Annotated in this window: 17 protein-coding genes, 2 tRNA genes and 1 pseudogene; 9 read left to right on the top strand and 11 right to left on the bottom strand. The window is 56.5% G+C overall.

Features of this window, described 5'->3' with window-relative positions; translation table 11 throughout:
- Positions 1-2: 2 nt before the first annotated feature.
- The gene (locus tag HBA26_RS08480; RefSeq protein ID WP_166720872.1) at positions 3-788 is read left to right on the top strand and encodes a winged helix-turn-helix domain-containing protein; all 786 of its coding nucleotides are present in this window, start codon (positions 3-5) and stop codon (positions 786-788) included.
- A complete protein-coding gene (locus HBA26_RS08475) occupies positions 785-1,261 on the top strand; it encodes a hypothetical protein (RefSeq protein WP_126345214.1) in 477 nt (158 codons plus the stop codon). The genes HBA26_RS08480 and HBA26_RS08475 overlap by 4 nt, the downstream gene beginning before the upstream one ends.
- Before the next feature lie 56 nt (positions 1,262-1,317).
- On the opposite strand, the gene yccA is transcribed toward HBA26_RS08475, so the two are convergent.
- Positions 1,318-1,977 (bottom strand): FtsH protease modulator YccA, encoded by a 660-nt coding sequence (gene yccA, locus HBA26_RS08470; protein WP_013097244.1) that lies wholly within the window; start codon positions 1,975-1,977, stop codon positions 1,318-1,320.
- Between the two features lie 269 nt (positions 1,978-2,246).
- Here yccA and HBA26_RS08465 point away from each other — a divergent pair, with 269 nt between their 5' ends.
- Positions 2,247-3,875, top strand: coding sequence for an ABC transporter substrate-binding protein (locus tag HBA26_RS08465; protein ID WP_028012619.1), 1,629 nt, complete (start codon positions 2,247-2,249; stop codon positions 3,873-3,875).
- 144 nt (positions 3,876-4,019) lie between these two features.
- Positions 4,020-4,107: transfer RNA gene (locus tag HBA26_RS08460), tRNA-Ser, on the top strand.
- A 67-nt stretch (positions 4,108-4,174) separates the two neighbouring features.
- On the opposite strand, the gene HBA26_RS08455 is transcribed toward HBA26_RS08460, so the two are convergent.
- From HBA26_RS08455 to HBA26_RS08435, 5 genes are all read right to left on the bottom strand, one after another.
- The gene (locus HBA26_RS08455; RefSeq protein WP_126345216.1) at positions 4,175-5,011 is read right to left on the bottom strand and encodes an alpha/beta hydrolase; all 837 of its coding nucleotides are present in this window, start codon (positions 5,009-5,011) and stop codon (positions 4,175-4,177) included.
- Between the two features lie 225 nt (positions 5,012-5,236).
- A complete protein-coding gene (locus HBA26_RS08450; RefSeq protein ID WP_028012621.1) occupies positions 5,237-5,455 on the bottom strand; it encodes an acyl carrier protein in 219 nt (72 codons plus the stop codon).
- 17 nt (positions 5,456-5,472) lie between these two features.
- Positions 5,473-6,906 (bottom strand): AMP-binding protein, encoded by a 1,434-nt coding sequence (locus HBA26_RS08445; protein WP_126345217.1) that lies wholly within the window; start codon positions 6,904-6,906, stop codon positions 5,473-5,475.
- Positions 6,903-8,021 (bottom strand): MBOAT family O-acyltransferase, encoded by a 1,119-nt coding sequence (locus tag HBA26_RS08440; RefSeq protein ID WP_126345296.1) that lies wholly within the window; start codon positions 8,019-8,021, stop codon positions 6,903-6,905. Before HBA26_RS08440 ends, HBA26_RS08445 begins: the two co-directional genes overlap by 4 nt.
- Before the next feature lie 128 nt (positions 8,022-8,149).
- Entirely contained in the window at positions 8,150-9,286 is a 1,137-nt protein-coding gene (locus HBA26_RS08435) for a D-alanyl-lipoteichoic acid biosynthesis protein DltD (protein WP_126345297.1), read from the bottom strand.
- Positions 9,287-9,565: 279 nt separating this feature from the next.
- On the opposite strand from HBA26_RS08435, the gene HBA26_RS08430 reads away from it, so the two are divergent.
- A tRNA-Ser gene (locus HBA26_RS08430) sits at positions 9,566-9,653 on the top strand.
- 44 nt (positions 9,654-9,697) lie between these two features.
- Here HBA26_RS08430 and HBA26_RS08425 read toward each other — a convergent pair.
- The 3 genes from HBA26_RS08425 to hpxO are packed head-to-tail and all read right to left on the bottom strand — an operon-like array spanning position 9,698 to position 12,849.
- Positions 9,698-10,633: a PDR/VanB family oxidoreductase gene (locus HBA26_RS08425; protein ID WP_126345218.1), complete on the bottom strand. Its 936-nt coding sequence runs from the start codon at positions 10,631-10,633 to the stop codon at positions 9,698-9,700.
- 11 nt (positions 10,634-10,644) lie between these two features.
- Positions 10,645-11,679, bottom strand: coding sequence for a molybdenum cofactor-independent xanthine hydroxylase subunit HpxD (gene hpxD / locus HBA26_RS08420; RefSeq protein WP_048960328.1), 1,035 nt, complete (start codon positions 11,677-11,679; stop codon positions 10,645-10,647).
- Positions 11,680-11,694: 15 nt separating this feature from the next.
- Positions 11,695-12,849 (bottom strand): FAD-dependent urate hydroxylase HpxO, encoded by a 1,155-nt coding sequence (hpxO, locus tag HBA26_RS08415; protein WP_166720871.1) that lies wholly within the window; start codon positions 12,847-12,849, stop codon positions 11,695-11,697.
- A gap of 239 nt (positions 12,850-13,088) precedes the next feature.
- Here hpxO and uraD point away from each other — a divergent pair, with 239 nt between their 5' ends.
- Both uraD and uraH read left to right on the top strand, forming a co-directional pair.
- A complete protein-coding gene (gene uraD / locus HBA26_RS08410) occupies positions 13,089-13,589 on the top strand; it encodes a 2-oxo-4-hydroxy-4-carboxy-5-ureidoimidazoline decarboxylase (protein ID WP_126345220.1) in 501 nt (166 codons plus the stop codon).
- Complete coding sequence (gene uraH, locus HBA26_RS08405; protein ID WP_028012629.1) at positions 13,586-13,909, top strand: hydroxyisourate hydrolase; 324 nt, start codon at positions 13,586-13,588, stop codon at positions 13,907-13,909. The genes uraD and uraH overlap by 4 nt, the downstream gene beginning before the upstream one ends.
- On the opposite strand, the gene guaD is transcribed toward uraH, so the two are convergent.
- Positions 13,889-15,205 carry a guanine deaminase gene (guaD, locus tag HBA26_RS08400; RefSeq protein ID WP_166720870.1) on the bottom strand — a complete coding sequence of 439 codons (1,317 nt, stop codon included), beginning with the start codon at positions 15,203-15,205 and terminating at the stop codon, positions 13,889-13,891. The genes uraH and guaD overlap by 21 nt on opposite strands.
- Positions 15,206-15,306: 101 nt before the next feature.
- Positions 15,307-16,803, bottom strand: a complete 1,497-nt coding sequence (locus tag HBA26_RS08395; protein ID WP_047368247.1) for an NCS1 family nucleobase:cation symporter-1 — start codon at positions 16,801-16,803, stop codon at positions 15,307-15,309.
- Positions 16,804-16,947: 144 nt separating this feature from the next.
- Here HBA26_RS08395 and HBA26_RS08390 point away from each other — a divergent pair, with 144 nt between their 5' ends.
- Positions 16,948-17,664 (top strand): GntR family transcriptional regulator, encoded by a 717-nt coding sequence (locus HBA26_RS08390; protein ID WP_126345221.1) that lies wholly within the window; start codon positions 16,948-16,950, stop codon positions 17,662-17,664.
- Positions 17,664-18,403, top strand: a pseudogene (gene hpxA, locus HBA26_RS08385) (allantoin racemase); the annotation flags it as partial. The gene HBA26_RS08390 and the pseudogene hpxA, both read left to right, overlap by 1 nt.
- Positions 18,404-18,413: the final 10 nt, after the last annotated feature.

Here is an 18,413-nt window from a genome sequence, read left to right as displayed (position 1 = left end):
AGATGTGTATAAGAGACAGATTTATATGCAATAATTCGTTATTATTTAATCCAGAGACACACGCAATTAGCCTGGTCGGACAACCAGAGTCGGTATTAACCCTCTCGGCTCCCGCTGCCCGGCTTTTACAGGAGTTTATTCGTAATAAAGGATGCGATCTCAGCCGGGAAGAGTTAATCACACGTGTCTGGGAAGCGTATGGCTTTACCCCATCAGGCAATAATCTTAATAAGGCGGTGAGTGAGCTACGTAAGAGTTTTCAGGTTTTGGGTGAGCGTCAGGATATGATTGTTACCTTGCCACGTTTTGGTTTTCGTTTTGATGCGGAAGTTGCCAGTCACCCAAAGCTGCTTTTTTGTGTACCCGACCCGGTACCTGCATCGATTTCCGTATCCTTCAACAGTAAAATATCGAAAATATGGAGTCGGGCTCGACTCACAAGACGGACAGGTCTATTCGTGCTCACTGCTACATCAATAGGAATTGCGTTTTTATTGTATCGTTTGCATTACGTCATCGCGCCCGAAGAACTTAAAGCAATCAATGAAACAATCGGAAGCTGTAGATTCTGGTTTATCAACGAACAGGATCGGCCATTAAAAATGTCAAAAATATCAAGGTTGCTTGAGGAAAATAATGTCATGTGCCAACAGGAGGAATACGATATTTATTATTTTAGTGAACGACTTACACTTTCTGCTGCGGATGAGATTTTTATTGGGGCGTGTCCGGTAAATAAAAGCAGCCCGTGCAAAAGTATTCGTTATAAAAGTGGTCCCGAAGAATGAAAACAAAACTCCTGTTTGGACTCGGGGGGGCTATGATCGGAAGCTTGATGGTAGTGGCTTTCTCTCCTTCCCAAAACGATACGCAAGATGTCCTGGCTTGTACTACCGAATTTAATTTTACCCGAAATGAGGGAAAACCAAGCGAAGTGAAGGTAAATGCCATAGCTCAGTTCTATGTACGTGCGGATGGTACTGGCTTAACAACCTATAAAGGCGCTTCAAGGATAAAAGGGAAAGAGATGATTGTCGATCGCGACGTGAATTTTACGTGGGAGCGGCGAACGAATGACCATGTTATTATGTTGACCTATAAGAATACCTTGCGTCGACATAATGACAATACGCCCGATGCGTTGTGGGGAAGCTTTGCGCGTCCGGGGGCGCGTTACTATATCACTCTGTCCAAACTTTCCTCTTCCGTGTGGATGATTCAGGACCGGCTCTATCCCACCTATATTTGCCGCGGTGACTAGGGCATAAAAAAAGGAGAATGCCTGAGGCATTCTCCTTTTTGTTTCAGCAGGTCTGCTTAATCGCGGCTGGCGAAGCCCAGGATGCTCAGCAGGCTGACGAAGATGTTGTACAGCGACACATACAGGCTCACGGTCGCGCGGATGTAGTTGGTCTCACCGCCGTGAATAATGTTGCTGGTTTCATACAGGATCGCGCCGGATGACAGCAGGATAAACACCGCGCTAATCGCCAGGTGCAGGGCAGGCAGCTGCAGGAAGATGTTTGCCACCATACCAATCAGCACCACTACGATACCCGCCATCAGCATACCGCCAAGGAAGGACATATCCTTGCGCGTGGTCAGCACGTAGGCCGAGCAGCAGAAGAACACCAGCGCGGTACCGCCCAGCGCCATGCCAATCACGTCACCCATACCGGCAGACAGATACGCGTTCAGGATCGGCCCCAGGATATAACCCAGGAAGCCGGTGAAGGCGAACGCGGAAAGAATACCGACCGGTTTATCAGCGGTTTTGTAGGTCAGGAACATCAGACCGTACATCCCCACCAGCGTCAGGATCAGGCCCGGAGACGGCAGCATCAGCACGGTACTGGCGGTAGCGGTGATAGCCGAAAACGCCAGCGTCAGGCTGAGCATGAAATAGGTATTGCGCAGCACCTTGTGGGTGCTGAGTAGCGATGTGCGGTCGCGTGAGGAAGTAATTATACGATCCATGAGTCACTCTCTTATGACAGATGTAATTAACGGAAAGAATAGGAAACGGCGCGCCAGTCTCAAAGTGGTTTTACCCATCTTTACTCAGCACGTTAGCGCTGAAGGTGGTTATTTCTTCTGCAAAAGCATGTGTAACCAGTATGAACGGCGGTTTAAAAGTATTTACCAGATTAACCTCTTATAGGTTACTGAAAAATATTGCGTTATTGCCTTTCGGGCGCTAAGAGTTATCTCCGGATCGTCATAAAACAGACAATAAGGCGAAGGAAATGAAACCACAAACACGCACGCGCTTTACGCTCTCTTTACTCACCGCCGGGATCCTGTGCGCCAGCACGGCGACCTGGGCGGCTAACGTGCCAGCAGGAACAGCGCTGGCCGAAAAACAGGAACTGGTCAGAAACAATGGCAGCGAACCGGCCTCGCTCGACCCGCATAAAGTCGAAAGCGATGTCGAATTCAATATTATCAGCGATTTATTCGAAGGGCTGGTGAGCGTCTCCCCGTCAGGGGAAATCCAACCCCGGCTGGCTGAAAAATGGGAGAACAAGGACAACACCGTCTGGACGTTCCACTTACGTCCGGGCATCACCTGGAGCGACGGGACGGCCATTACCGCAGAGGATGTGGTCTGGAGCTGGCAGCGCCTGGTTGATCCAAAAACCGTTTCACCGTACGCCAGCTATCCCGGCAACATGCATATCGTCAACGCGGCCGATATCGCTCAGGGGAAAAAATCCCCCGACACGCTGGGCGTAAAAGCAATTAACGATACCACGCTGGAAGTGACGCTCACCCAGCCCAACGCGGCGTTCCTGGCGATGCTGGCGCACCCGTCGCTGGTGCCGGTGGATAAAGTGCTGATTGGCCGTTTCGGCGAAAAGTGGACCAAACCGGAGCATTTCGTCAGCAGCGGAGCGTATAAGCTGTCCCAGTGGGTGGTCAACGAACGCATTGTGGCGGAGCGTAACCCGCGCTACTGGGATAACGCGCATACCGTTATTAACAAAGTCACCTATCTGCCGATCACCTCCGAGGCCTCGGATGTGAACCGCTATAAAGCGGGCGAAATTGATATTGTGTATACGGTACCCATTAACCAGTTTGCTCAGCTGAAGAAAACGCTGGGCAGCCAGCTGGACGTCTCCCCGCAGCTGGCGACCTATTACTACGAATTCAACACCACGCGCCCGCCGTTCAACGATGCCCGCGTGCGCAAGGCGCTGAACATGGCGCTGGATAAAGACATCATCGCTGAGAAGGTGATGGGGCAGGGGCAGCGCCCGGCGTGGCTGATTAGCCAGCCGGACATCGGCGGGGTCAAGCTGCAGAATCCGGATTACGCCAGCTGGCCGCTGGACAAGCGCATTGCTGAGGCGAAAAAACTGCTCAACGAGGCCGGGTATAACGAAAGCCATCCTCTGAGCTTCAACCTGCTCTATAACACCTCTGAATCGCACCAGCGCATCGCGATTGCGGCCAGCTCTATGTGGAAGAAAAACCTCGGCGTAGACGCGAAGCTGCAAAATCAGGAGTGGAAAACCATGCTGGATACCATGCACACCCACAACTTTGACGCGGTGCGCTACGCCTGGATTGCCGACTACGACGACGCGGCGACCTTCCTGAACAACTTCCGTACCGGCGACAGTGAAAACACCAGCCAGTACAGCAACCCGGACTACGATCAAGCCTTGATCAACGCCGCAAAAGCCAAAACGCCGGCAGAGCGGGGTAAGTTCTACCAGCAGGCGGAAGATCTGCTTGGGCGTGATGTGCCTGCCATTCCGGTTTATCACTACGTCCGTACGCACCTGGTGAAACCGTGGGTGGGTGGCTTTACGCCGGATAAGCTGGGGTACTATTTTACAAAAGATATGTACATCAAAAAGCACTAAGCGAGAGGGCTGGATTTTATGCTGAGAAAATCGCCGATGTGTTGTCAGTTCAACCGATTAAGCACATTTTGGCTAATTTTAAAGCGAACGATTGCAGCCACTCTTTACAGCATGCGGTGAGGTGTTTATAGTTCGCCTCACTCAGGAAGTGTGGCCGAGCGGTTGAAGGCACCGGTCTTGAAAACCGGCGACCCGAAAGGGTTCCAGAGTTCGAATCTCTGCGCTTCCGCCAGATATAAACCCCAGCTTACTCGTTAAGCTGGGGTTTTTCTTTTTGCGCGTATCAGAAAACCTGACGTCTATGAGCGGATAAAGGCCAGAATATCCGCATTAATGGTATCGGCGTGGGTGGTATGCATCCCGTGCGGGAAGCCCGGATAGATTTTCAGCACGCTATTCGCCAGCAGCTGGTCCTGCAGAAGGGCGGCATTCTTATAAGGCACGACCTGATCGTCATCCCCCTGCATCACCAGAACGGGAACCGTAATGGTTTTCAAATCCTCTGTCTGATCGGTTTCTGAAAACGCCTTAATTCCCTCATAGTGGGCCTTGGCGCTGCCGATCATGCCCTGACGCCACCAGTTCTGAATGGTGCCCTGTGAAACCTCGGCCCCCTCCCGGTTAAACCCATAAAAAGGACCGCTGGCGACGTCGAGGTAAAACTGGGCGCGATTCGCGGCCAGCGCTTTACGGAAGCCGTCGAAAACCTCAACAGGTGTCCCGCCAGGGTTGTTTTCTGTCTTCACCATCAACGGCGGAACGGAGCTCACGAGCACCGCTTTGGCAACGCGCCCCTGCGGCTGGCCGTACTTCGCAACATAGCGGGCCACCTGGCCACCGCCGGTAGAGTGGCCGACGTGCACCGCATTGTGCAGATCCAGGCTTTCAACCACGGCCGACGCGTCAGCCGCATAATGATCCATATCGTGCCCTTCGCTGACCTGGTCCGAACGCCCGTGACCACGGCGGTCGATTGCGATAACGCGATAGCCTTCCGCAAGGAAGAAGAGCATCTGGTTATCCCAGTCATCGGCACTCAATGGCCAGCCGTGATGGAAAACAATGGGCTGAGCCTCCTTCGGACCCCAGTCTTTGTAGTAAATATTGACGCCGTCTTTCGTTGTTACGAATGCCATACCGCAGACTCCTCTGTTAAAGACGCAACGATCGCTGGCTGAGCGCAGAGCGAACCATTATTGTCTTCATGATGTTGGCTTGTTTTATTTCCCGTACCGACAGTACCCCTAAAGTGTAGGAGAAATAGTAAAACCGGTGGGTTTCATTCGTGTGAATGGTATCCAGAAGGGGAAAGCGAATGATGGACTCTGGAGTGAGTCCCAGAGCCATCAGAGGAGGGGGCGTTAACGGTTCTCTTCAATATAACGGGCGAGATCGGCCGGGGTTTTCAGCACCGTCGCCACGTCGGTAGGCGGGATCATACAGCCGTAAACGTCCTGCACCTCCAGCACCATGTCGACTGCCAGAATGGAGTCGAGAATGTCGGATTCAATCAGCTCATCGTGAAAGCCAACCTTGCGGGATAACACTTTTTCAAAAAGGGCGAGAATATCGTGTTCCATCATTTTTCCTGGGATAATTAATGTGTGCGGGCGTAAGCGTCCAGTAGCTTGCGGTCAATTTTGCCGTTAGGATTCAGCGGCAAAGCGTCTTTTACGATAATTTGTGAAGGCACCATGTAGTGAGGCACCACGTTTGCCAGCGAGGTTTTGATTGCATCCGGTGCCAGCTCCGTCACGCAGAACGCGGCGATGCGCAGCACGCTGCCGCAGGGTTTCATCAGCGGCATCACCACAGCTTCGCTGATGCCGGACATGGCCAGCAGGCGGTTTTCAATCTCGCCGATCTCGATGCGGTAGCCATTCAGCTTGACCTGGCTGTCGTTGCGGCCCTGGCAGTAGATGAGCCCGTCTTCATAACCCAGATCGCCGGTCCGGTAGCCGCGGAACGCATCATTTTCCCGACGCAGCAGTTTTGCCGCGTTCTCCTGCAGCAGGCCTAAATAGCCGCGCATGACGTTTTTGCCCCAGATAATCAGCTCGCCCTCGGCGGAAATTTCCATTCTGCTGTCCGGCATCATCAGGCCCACCGGCAGCACCGCGCTGTCGCTGTTAAGGATCTCATCCGTGATCTCAACCACGGTTGTCGCAATGGTCGCTTCCGTTGGGCCATAGGAGTTGATGATTTTGGCCTGCGGGAAACGTCGGCGGAGCTGTTTCACCAGCGCTTTATTGAGCACTTCACCAATGAAGATAAAGACGCTGAGTGCAGGCAAATACTCGCTGTTAAAGTGCGGAGAAAGCAGTTGCTGGTAGGCAAAAGAGGGGGTGGAAACCCAGGCGGAGACCGCGTTGCTTTGCAGTCGCTCGAGCCAGTTCTCTTTCTGGATATCCTCTTTGGCATTCAGCACGATGTGGCCTCCCATCGCCAGGTTCGCCAGCAGAGGGATCAGGGAGAGGTCAAAGCTGAACACCGCGTGGTTCATCAGCACCGGTTTTTCCGGCAGCGAAAAGTCCTGGCTGACCCACTTCATGAAGTGCCATACGCTTTCACGTCCAATCTGCACGCCTTTCGGTTTTCCGGTGCTGCCTGAGGTAAACATGATATAGGCCAGATCCTGCTCCTCCAGCACCTTGCCCGCCTCGCCGGTGGCGATGAACTGCCGCGTCACCACGTCGTAGTAATAAGGGGCGCCGGTCAGGTTGCAGATCTCGCGAAGCCGCTCCTGCGGGTAGATGCAGTCCACCGGGATGTACGGAATGTTGTGCAGCAGGCAGCTATAGATCGCCACGGCGAACTCGGCCTGCTGATGGCCGTACAGCACTATCGGCGTACCGTCTGCGGGCTGGCAGCGTCGATAACGCTCTGCCCAGTCCGTCACGGCAGAGGAAAGCTGGAGCCAGCTTAAGGTTTCGTCGCTGCCGCTGATGGCCAGCTGCTGCGGGGAGGCGGGATCGCGCAGTGCCGCACGCAAGAAATCCTGCAGTTCCTGAAGATCGGAGTGATTTTTCATAGAGGTGACATTCCACTGAAGATGTAAAGGGATCCTGCGGCGCTTCCCAGCGTCAGAATTCGTCCCAAAAACGCAACGGCCGGATACTGCAATCCGCGGTGTAACGTTGGGCTGCGTTTGGCTGACCACAGCAGCATGTTGTGCGCGACGGAAATCGCGCCAAACAGCGCGCCGCTGATGACGTAATGGCGTTCCAGGCCATTCCACGCCCCCATGCAGAACAGGGTGCAAAAAATACCGATATTTTGCGCCAGCGTTTTGTTCTGGCGGAAAAAGTTAAACTTCATCAGGTTCATATAGACGGGCATAAAGACCACGTCGCGCAGCCATTCGGACAGGCTGATGTGGAAGCGGCGCCAGAAATCCTGCGGGTTCTTTGCAAGAAGCGGCAGGTTGAAGTTTGCCGGAATATTCAGCCCAAACAGCCGGCCCGCGCCGATGGCCATATTGCTGTAGCCCGCAAAGTCGAAGTACAGATAGGCGCTGTAGGCAATCGACATCACCACGCCCACGGTCAGGGTAAACGGCTTATGGCTCCAGGGCTGCACGACGAGCGAATCGATCAGCATGGCAAACAGGAACTTCTGAATGATGCCGGTAATAATTTGCTCCAGCGCCGTTAAAAACTGCTCGCGGTTCAGGACAAATGCCGGCTTATTCACATCGCTCATCCATGTCCGCCAGCGATACATCGGGCCGGCCAGAATAATAAAGGGCATAAAGAGATAGCAGAAATAGTGCAGGAAATTCTGGCCCTCTTTTTTACTGCGATACAGCAGTACATCCACAGCGCGGAAGGTCATAAAAGAGAGACCGATTGTGCCGAGGTGATAATTAAAATGTAATTTCACCAGAACCAGAGGCAGCAGCGTTAAAACGACCGCCTGCCAGGTTTTTAGTCTGCCTTTTTCTTTTAACGTGGCGACAAGATAAAACCAGCAAAAGACGGCCACGGGAACACTGTAATTGCCCTGAAAAATATAACCCCAGCCTAATGCTGTCACCACGGATAAGGAAACTAGCCAGGTCAGACGGTGGCGTAAAACACGATTAACCATCGCAAACACCAGCGCGGATGAAAATAAACAGACAAAAAACATTCCTGAGCTGTACATCATTTCGCCTCAGAATTTTTGATATTCAAAATGCAGCTGCATACTCATGCTGTCATCGACAGCGGTCCATGCAACGACGGTGATCGCCAGCAGTAAATAAAGGCAAAAAAGACGGATCGCGATTTTCATTATTTAAAACTCTGTGCAATAAAGCGAAGCATTGGCACCCAGGCCAGTTCGGTAGGGTGCAGACGATCCCAGTTCCAGCCGTTCTGATACGGCATGGCGTACATATCCAAATACGGGATCTGGTTCTCTTTCAGAATGGTTTGAATCTGCTTATCGAACGGGCGGAAGGTGTCGGTATTGTAAAGCGCCCAGGGGTTAACCGGGTCGACGATAGCAATCACCTGCACGTGATGCGCTTTCAAAAGCTGAACGGTTTTCCTGAACGCGGCGAACTGCCCCGGCACCACCGGCGTGTCATCCCACTGCTGCGGCTTACCGTCCTCGTCGTAAATCGTTTTGTCCATCCACAGCGTGGCCGCGCTCTGATGGCGCTTTTTATTCAACTCGCGGGCATTCTCCAGCGCTTTATCCCAGTCAGGGGAAAGACGGGCGGTTGGCTGCTGAGGCCAGGGCTGCGCTGTCTGTGGCCTGATGTTGAGCAGCGACAGCCAGTCGTTTTTAATCAGGGTGCAGAAGTTTGCAAACTGAAAACTCAGCTCGTTCCACATCAGCGCCGGATGCCAGCCATACACACGCATTTGCCCGAAGGTTAAATGGCTTATCTCTTTCGCATCAATATGCTTCAGGTAATTAACCAGGAACGGGCGCGCCTGCGGATCCTTCATCAGGGGATTAAAAATCGAGCCCGGAAAATTATCCGCATAGATAGCGGGCGGCAGGCCTTTTGAATAAAAGCCGTCAGGCGCCAGAAGCAGCACCACTTTGCTGTTTGCGTTAAGGCTATCTTTAAAACGCGAGAGAAGTAAAAATTGCGTTTCGTCATCGACAAACGCATCGCCATAAGCCACGACGGGCTGGTGCAATTGCTTATTAAAATAATTAAATACGGCGTAATGTTCCTCTTCTGAGGTGGCGACCTCAGACGCACCAAGGAAGAAAATAGCATTCCCTTCTAAAGCATGGGAAATTGTGGCTATTTTTTCCGCCTGTTCTTTTGTCGTCCCTGCCATGGACTTGATCAGCGGCTGGAATTTAAGCGGCGGATCAAAGCTTGTCACCAGCGGGTGAAAACTCAGGACTAAAATGGCCAAAACGGCCATCAGGATATGTAAGCAAAACGTATTTTTGATTTTCATCATCAACCAGTAAGGCGCTATGACAGTAATGCGTTAAAACCCGCATTACCCGGATTTATTACCATTACAAAACACATGGCCGTCTATTTTTTTTGGCATTCTATACCACGGTGATTTAAAAGGATGAGCGTTGCTGTGTAACGGTATGTACAAGGGGGGAAGGGGGGAGGGCAGGAAAGCGTCCGGGTGACTTTTTGCGCAGTCAAACGCCTGCAGGCAAAAATAGAAAAATTCCTGCTTTACAAGGCGCTAATAGATGTTTATAGTGCGCCTCACTTTGGAAGCGTGGCCGAGCGGTTGAAGGCACCGGTCTTGAAAACCGGCGACCCGAAAGGGTTCTAGAGTTCGAATCTCTACGCTTCCGCCAAATTCGAAAACCCTGCGATAGCAATATCGCAGGGTTTTTTCGTTTTACAGCGCAATTACCAGCTCCCCGGAGTGACTCCGCGAACAGCAGAGCGCCACCTGCTGGTCAGCCGCGCTTTTTTCTGCCTCCGACTGCACGCTATCCCTGTGGTCCACCACGCCGTCAATCACCGGCGTCAGACAGGCGCCGCAGATCCCCATTTCGCAGGACAGCGGCACGTCCACGCCGTTTTCCTGTAATACCTGAGCGATGGTCTTATCCGCAGGCACCGGCCAGCGCTCGCCGGTGGAGGCAAGTTTGACCGTAAAGATCTCGCCTGCGACGCCGCTTGTGACAGGGGGAGCGGGCTGAAACGCCTCGCTGTGGATATGGGCGTCATTCCATCCCTTCGCCGCCGCCACATCGCGCGCTTTCTCCATAAACCCCGCAGGTCCGCACACCCACGCGTGCAGCCCCGCTTCAGGTGCGGGGAAATGCTCCGCCAGCGTGGTTCGTGGGGTGGTGGTATGAATAATGCAGTCACCGCACTGCGAGAGTTCGCGCGCAAACGCCGCGTTTTCCCGGTTTCTGACGTAATAGTGCAGCGTAAACGGCGTTCCGGTCGCTTTCAGCTGCAATGCCATCGCATACAGCGGCGTAATGCCAATCCCTGCTGCCAGCAGCAATACCCGCTCAGCCTGATGCAGCGGAAACAGATTGCGCGGGGCCGAGATTGAAAGCCTCTGTCCCGGACGCAGCATTTCGTGAACGTAGCGCGACCCGCCGCGCGAGGCGGCTTCTCGCCCCACGCAGATAAGATAGCTCTCGTCGCCACATGCCCCGGTCAGAGAGTACTGGCGGACCACGCCGCAGGGCAGGTGGACATCAATGTGTGCGCCGGGTTGCCACGCCGGTAGCGCGTCGCCGGTTTCGGCCACCAGCCTGACGGCGAGGCTTTTATCCCCCTCGCGCCACAGCCCGTCAACGATCACGTTCAGCATATTGGCCTCCGTCATACCAGGAAAAATTCGCCAAAGCCCATCTTCTTCAGTCCCCGACGGTAGGCAATCGAACTCTTATCTGCCGGAATATGGGCTTCCAGAGTGAGATCCAGCGGCAGACTTTCCGGGCGCTGGGTTTCGACCATCAGGCGATCCTCTTCAAAAATGCGCAGGTTAAAGGCATGCACCTCCTCCACCGGAATATGCAGATCAAAGTTGCGCGCGATGGGCGCGAACATGCGGGTCACCCGTGACGAGACGGGCGAGGCGGCGTTCATAATCACCAGCCGCGATTCACCCGGAAAATGAATCGTCAGGGTGGCGGTAAACGGCAGATGCATTTCAAAATGGCGCAGCCACTGGAACCCTTCTGGCGCCTGCACGGGTGAACTGGCGGGATAGTTGCTCACGGAACTCCAGTAATCGGCCACGAAACCGAAGGGCGTCTCCTGCGGCTGATAGATAGGGACAAGCTGATTATTGGGATCGGCAAAGGTATCGGTATGGATCCACGCAAAGTGGGCAACATCCAGAAACCCCTCCACCTGGCGACCGGCGAAGCCGTTCACCTCAAACGCCGGGCAGTTGATCTGCTGAAATCCGTCGTCGCTCCAGTGCGGCATGGTGGGCAGCGGCACGGGATTGTCCGGGTCAAACGCCAGGCAGGTCCAGATCAGGCCGAAGCGCTCTTCCACCGCGTAGTTAATCAGATTCAGCTTCGCCGGAACGGGCTGGTCGGGGCTGGACGGAATGCGGTTGCAGCGGCCGTCTTCACCAAAGCGTAAGCCGTGGTAGGGGCAGATAATCCCGTGCTCGTCGTGAAAGCCGAGCGTCAGCGGCACGCCGCGGTGCGGACACACGTCCCGGGCAACCACGACCTGGTCGTTAATTCGGTAAATCACCAGCTGTTCATCCAGCAGGGTGGCCTTGACGGGGGCCGGGCCGACGTCGCAGGCGCGCGCAACCGGATGCCAGCATTTCGCCAGGCGCAGCCAGTCCTCTGGCTCAAACGTGCAGTGGGCGGGTGGTGTCGGTTCTCTTTTCATCGTTGTCCCTCTTGTTCAGCCTAACGGGCCGCCCTGAATGGTCTCGCACAGACCGTTGATAATGCGTTCCCCGGTCTCCTCTTTGAGTTCCTGATACCAGGCCTGCGTCAACGCCATATCTTTCCCGTGGGTGACGTCGCAGCGTTTACGCGCTTTCAGCACCAGGTCACGCACCCGGTCGCAGCGCAGGGCTTCGTACTGCCGCAGCGCCAGCGTAATGTTGTGGTTTTCACGCAGGCATTCGCCCAGCACCACGGCGTCCTCCATGGCCGCGCAGCCGCCCTGGCCGATATCCGGCGTGGTGCTGTGCCCGGCATCGCCGAGCAGCGCGACGTTGCCGCGTACCAGGCTGTCGAACGGCTCGATGTCATGGATTTCAATGCGGTTGGTGGTATCGGGATCCAGCGCGGCGATAAGCTTCTGTACCGGCGGTGCCCAGCCGCGGAAGTAGCCCGTGAGATCGGCGCGCAGGGTGGTGCGATCCTCCGCCAGGCCCGCGGGCAGCGGCACGTCAAAAAAGAAATAGAAGCGTCCGTTGGAGACGGGCATCAGCGACACGCGTTTACCCTCGCCAACGAAGGTGGTCCACTGGTGCGCCGGGGCAATCTCTTCATCAATCTTCACCAGCCCGTTCCAGTTCACGTATCCGGCGTAGCGGCGCTCCGGGGTATAGCCCAGCACGTACGGACGAACCGCCGAGTGGCTGCCGTCGGCGGCAATCAGAAAATCGCCTGTTGCCGTGGTGCCATCGGTAAAGGTCACGCTTACGCCCGCGTCGTCTTCGTGGACGTGTTCCACGCGCTTGCCAAACTGCACCTTGTCGCGCCCCCAGAAGTCCAGCATTTCGCGCTGGAGTTCAGCGCGCGAGACGGGGCAGGGACGCCCGCCGGTACGCTCAACCAGCGGGGCGAGGCTGAAGCGGGTCAGGGTGTCGCCGCGCCGGTAATCCTTGTAGGCCATAAAACGCATCGGACCGCCGTAGGTTTCGATAATGTCGCCCATGCCGAGGTGCTGCATACACTTCACGCCGTTAGGCCAGATGGAGATGGCCGCCCCGACGGGCCGGATCTCTTTTACGGCTTCGAACACGGTACAGTCGATGCCCGCTTTCTTTAGCGCGACGGCAGCGCTCAGGCCGCCAATACCCGCGCCAATGACGATTGCTTTCATGCTTCTCTCCTTTTGCAGGGTGTAAAAACATTCAGCAATTTGCGTACCAGGCTGCAGAGTGGCGAAAACGGCGTTGTGGGAGGTGAGTTTGCACTGCTAAGGTGCGCAAACACGGTGAATATGCCTTTTTATGAATCAATAATTTCCTGTCCAGCCATACAGAATCGACTGTTTCACATCGGCGACAAGAGTGGCGTGGTTTGTGCAACAACCCGGAGGAGGACAATAAAGGAGACACTATGATCGCACTGCACGACTTCAATCATCTTCCTGAGAAAGAGGCTCTCGCGCTGCTCACCCCCTGCGTGGCGCTCCCCGGCTGGGCTGAGGCGCTGGTTTGTGGACGGCCTTACCCGAGCCGGAGTGAATTGACGATCGCGGCGCAGGCGCTGATGCAGCGCTGGGATGAGGCGTCGTTAGCGCAAGCCCTGAGCGCGCACCCGCGCATCGGGGAAAAGCCCGCGGGTGCACAGGCGGAGGCGGCGCTGTCGCGTCAGGAGCAGGGCGCGGTGAATGACCGTGACGCGGCGCTTGCGCAGGCGCTGCGCGAGGGTAACGCCCGCTACGAGGCCCGCTTTGGGCGCGTATTTCTGATCCGCGCGAAGGGCCGCAGCGGCGAGGAGATATTACAAGCCCTGCGCGCGCGGCTGGAAAACAGCGACGCGCAGGAAATCCATGCTGCGCTGGAACAGCTGCGGGAAATTACGCTGCTGCGGCTGGAAGGAGTGATTAGCGAATGAGCACGCTCAGCACCCATATTCTCGATATTTCAACGGGCAAACCCGCCGCGGGCGTGACGGTCCATCTCGAACGGGAGGGCGAAATCATGGCGACGGGCGTGACCAACGTTAATGGTCGCATCACCGAATTTGTCCCTTTCCTGCCCGCAGGCCGCTATCGGCTGGTGGCGGAGATCGGCGGGTGGTTTCGCGCAACCGGCCGGGAGACGATCTACCCCTGCGCGCAAATTGAGTTTGTGACGGGAGAAGCGGCAGACGAGCACTTCCATCTGCCGTTTGTGATTGCGCCAGGCGGGTGGTCAACCTACCGGGGCAGTTGACCACACCCGCTCGCCGTTGACCCAGGTCTCACTGATGTTGCGCTCGTCGCCCAGGGTCATCAGCACAAATAGCTGCTCGTAGATATCCTGACAGCGGCGATTGCGCAGGCGCTGCAGCGGCGTCACGTCAGGATCGATAACCACGAAATCCGCCTCTTTGCCGGGGGCGAAGTTGCCAATCTTATCGTCCAGCCTGAGGGCGTGCGCGCCGCCCAGCGTGGCGTGATAAAACGCCTCGCTGGCGCGCAGGCGGTAGCTCTGAAGCTGGCCGACCTTGTAGGCTTCTCCCAGGGTGCACAGCATGCTGAAGGTGGTGCCCGCGCCGACGTCGGTGCCGATGCCCATCCGCACCTTGTGCTGCCAGCAGGCGGGCAGGCGAAACAGCCCGCTGCCGAGAAACAGGTTCGAGGTGGGGCAAAACGCCACCGCCGAACCGGTGTCGTGCAGGCACTGCCACTCGCTGTGGTGCAGATGAATCGCGTGGGCAAATACGCTTCGCTCGCCGGTCAGGCCGTAGTGGTGATACACGTCCAGATAGCGCTCGTGCTCCGGCCAGAGATCGTTCACCCAGGCCACTTCATTTGGGTTTTCGCTGAGATGGGTCTGCAGCCAGGTATCCGGAAACTCCTCTCTGAGCAGGCTGACCGCGGCGAGCAGCTCGGGAGAGGACGTTGGGGCAAAGCGCGGCGTAATGGCATACCCCAGCCGCCCCCGGTGGTGCCAGCGCTGGATCAACTCCCGTGTCTGCCGGTAGCTCTGCTTTGCATCTTCGCTCAGGTAGTCCGGCGCGTGCCGGTCCATCATCACCTTTCCGGCGATAAGGCGCATGTTGAGGCGCAGGGCTTCGGTAAACAGCGCTTCGACCGATTGCGGATGCAGCGTGCAAAACACCAGCGCGGTGGTGGTGCCGTTGCTCACCAGTTGGTTAATGAAAAATTCGGCGATCTCTTTCGCGTAGGCTTCATCGGCAAACTGGCTCTCCACCGGGAAGGTGTAGGTGGTCAGCCACTCCAGCAGCTGTTCGCCAAAGGCGCCGATCATCTCCGTTTGTGGATAATGAACGTGGGTGTCGACAAAACCGGGCAGCAGCAGCCTGCCGCGCAGGTCCGTGTAGCCTTTGTGGGGGGCGAGATACTGCTCGCCCTCCTGCCACGCCATGTGCGCCAGAATTTTTCCGTTCTGGATAAACAGCAGCCCGTCTTCAAGGTAGCGGGCGTGTTGGGCAATCGCGTCTGCGCTGTCGCAGACCTGGGCGATATCGAAAAATGCACCGCGTATCGCAGTCTGGTATTCCATCGTGGGTCCTGCCTTAGTGTTTGCGTAGCGGGGTGAAAAAGCTCAGCAAGAACGGTGCCAGAATGAACGGGCCGCAGATAAACTGCGGCCGGAGGGAGGGGTTACTCTTTTTGCGTCGCCACGCGGGAGCTGAACGAGGCCGCGCCTGCCGTCTCGCGCTCTTCCCGCGCCAGCCAGCGGTAGGTCACGCCGCCGAGGAAGACGCCGATAAACCAGCTGAAGTTTGCCACTTCATGCAGGGCCGGGATAAAGCCAATCACCAGACCTACGGCAACGGATGGGATCAGCGCGCCAATGGCCTTCGGGTTAAAGCCGTTGCGGTACCAGTATTTGCCCTTTGGCGTGTCGTCGAACAGATCGTCTACCGACACCTTGCCGCGCTTAATCAGGTAGAAATCGGCAATCAGAATGCCGAACAGCGGGCCGATAAACGCTCCAAGCACGTCCAGGGTGTAATGGATGAGCTCCGGCGAGTTGAACAGGTTCCACGGGGTGAGCAGGATCGAGCCGACGGCGGCAATCATGCCCCCGGTGCGGAAGCTGATCTTCTGCGGCGAGCAGTTAGAGAAATCAAACGCCGGTGAGACAAAGTTCGCGACGATGTTGATCCCGATGGTGGCGGTGATCATCGTCAGCAGGCCAATTGCCACGGCCAGATCGTTACCTACGCGACTGACGGTTTCGATCGGGTCGGTGATCATGCGGCCAAACAGCGACTGGGTGCCGGAGACAATCACCACAGTGACGATGGAGAACAGCAGGAAGTTAAACGGTAGCCCCCAGCGGTTGCCGCGGCGGATCTCACCCATGCTTTTGCCGTAGCGGGAGAAGTCGCCAAAGTTAAGCAGCGGGCCGGAGAAGTAGGAGACCACCAGCGCGGTCGCGGTGATCATCTGCCAGGTCTGCTCGCCCGCGCTCAGGGATTTGCTGGCGAGGGTGAAAGAGATCCCGTCAAAACCGGTCTTGTATACAATCCAACCCGCAAGGGCCAGCATCACCACATAGACCGCCGGACCGGCGATATCAATAAAGCGCTTAATGGCGTTCATGCCGTGCCAGAAGACCATCGCCTGAAGAACCCACATGATGGCAAAGCAGATCCAGCCCAGCGGCGACAGGCCCAGGAAGGCACCGGTGGTAAGGCTCGCCAGAGAAGGCCAGAACTTCAGCACCACCAGCATCAGCGCGTTGGCGGCAAGCCAGGTCTGGATGCCGTACCACGCAAAGGCGATAAGCCCGCGGATCACCGCCGGAATATTGGCCCCGAAGACGCCAAACGCCTGACGGCTGATCACCGCATAGGGCACGCCCGCCATCTGGCTCGGTTTGGCTACCAGGTTGGCGCACAGCTGCACAATGCAGATCCCCACCAGCAGGCAGAGCAGCACCTGCCAGCTTGCCAGCCCGAGCGTAAAGAAGCTCGCGGCAACAACGTAACCCCCCATGCTGTGAACGTCGGACATCCAGAAAGAAAAGATGTTGTACCAGCTCCAGTTCTGGTCACGCGTCGGTGCCAGATCCTCATTGCAAAGACGTGGGCTGTAAACCGCACCGGAATCAGCGGCCGTACTCTGCTGTGCGTTTTGACTGTTTGGCATGAAACCTGCTCCTGTGAATGAAAACCCGTTGAGTGGGAGTGCAAACGGTGTTGCAGGATCCAGGCCAAAATAATAAATCTTGTATGCAATATTTTATTTTTATGTATACGATTCGATAACGGAAAGTAAAACTCGGAGTGGTGAATGAACAACATAAACGCCCTGCAGACCGCGCCAGACCTGCATGACAAAGACGAAACCATCTTCCAGGCGCTGATGACCGCGATTGTGGAACATCAGCTGCTGCCGGGGAGCAAATTGCCGGAAGAGGCGCTGGCCGAGGTGTTTGGCGTGAGCCGCACGGGCATCCGCAAGGTGCTTCAACGGCTCGCCGCTGTGCAAATGGTCACCCTGACGCCCAAACGTGGTGCACACGTCGCCAGCCCGACGGTGGAAGAGGCGCGGCACATCTTCCGCACCCGCGCGCTGCTGGAGGTCGCTAACCTGCCGGACGTGCTGGCGCACTGTCAGCCGCCGCACCTTGCAGCGCTGGAGGCCATTATTCGTCAGGAGCAGCAGGCGCACGAGGCGTACGACGGCCCGGCGGCAATCCGACATTCCGCCAGTTTCCACATTCAGCTGCAGGCCATCTCCGGTAACCAGGTGCTGACGGAGATGGTGACAAGCCTGAACCAGCGCTCCTCGCTGGTGATTGCTACCTGGGGCGCGCCGTGGCGCCAGGGCTGTCGCTGCAACGACCACGAACAGCTTGTAGATCTGCTGCGCCAGAAGGCGCTGCAGCCGCTAAGCGATGCCCTCATGCACCATTTTGAACACATCGTTGCCAGCCTCTGCTTCGAGCGGGCGGGCGAGTGCCTGCCTGATTTTGCCCGGCTGTTTGCCGGCCACAAGGAGTCGTAATGTCTGTCTGTATACAAGTGATCAACCCCAACACCAGCCTCGCGATGACGGAAACCATCGGCGCGGCGGCCCGCGCGGTGGCGGCGCCGGGAACGGAAATCCTCGCGGTCTGTCCGGGCGCGGGCGTGCCGTCTATAGAAGGCCACTTTGATGAGGCCATCGCCGCCGTTGGTGTCCTGGAACAGATCAAAAAAGGCAGGGAGCAGGGCGTGGACGGTCACGTGATTGCCTGCTTTGGCGATCCGGGACTGCTGGCGGCGCGCGAGCTGGCGCAGGGGCCGGTTATCGGCATTGCCGAAGCCGCTATGCATATGGCGACGCTGGTGGCGACGCGCTTTTCGGTGGTTACCACGCTGCCGCGCACGCTGATTATTGCCCGCCATCTGTTGCACCAGTATGGCTTTCAGGACCACTGCGCAGCGCTGCACGCCATCGACCTTCCGGTGCTGGCGCTGGAGGACGGCAGCGGTCTGGCGCAGGAGAAGGTGCGCGCGCGCTGTATACAGGCGCTGAAAGAGGATGGCTGCGGCGCCATCGTGCTCGGCTGCGGCGGCATGGCGACCCTTGCGCAGGAGCTGACCCGCGAGCTGCGCGTGCCGGTGATAGACGGCGTCAGCGCGGCGGTGAAGATGGTGGAATCGCTGGTGGCGCTGGGGCTCACGACCAGCAAGCATGGGGATCTGGCCTTCCCGGAGAGCAAACCGTTAAGCGGGCATTTTCAGGCATTGAATCCATTTTAACTTTTGGGG

The sequence above is a fragment of the Enterobacter sp. 725m/11 genome (assembly GCF_011683705.1).
Classification (GTDB): domain Bacteria; phylum Pseudomonadota; class Gammaproteobacteria; order Enterobacterales; family Enterobacteriaceae; genus Enterobacter; species Enterobacter bugandensis.
Note: the sequence above shows the minus strand (reverse complement) of the source record. Positions and strands in the feature narration are given on the sequence as shown.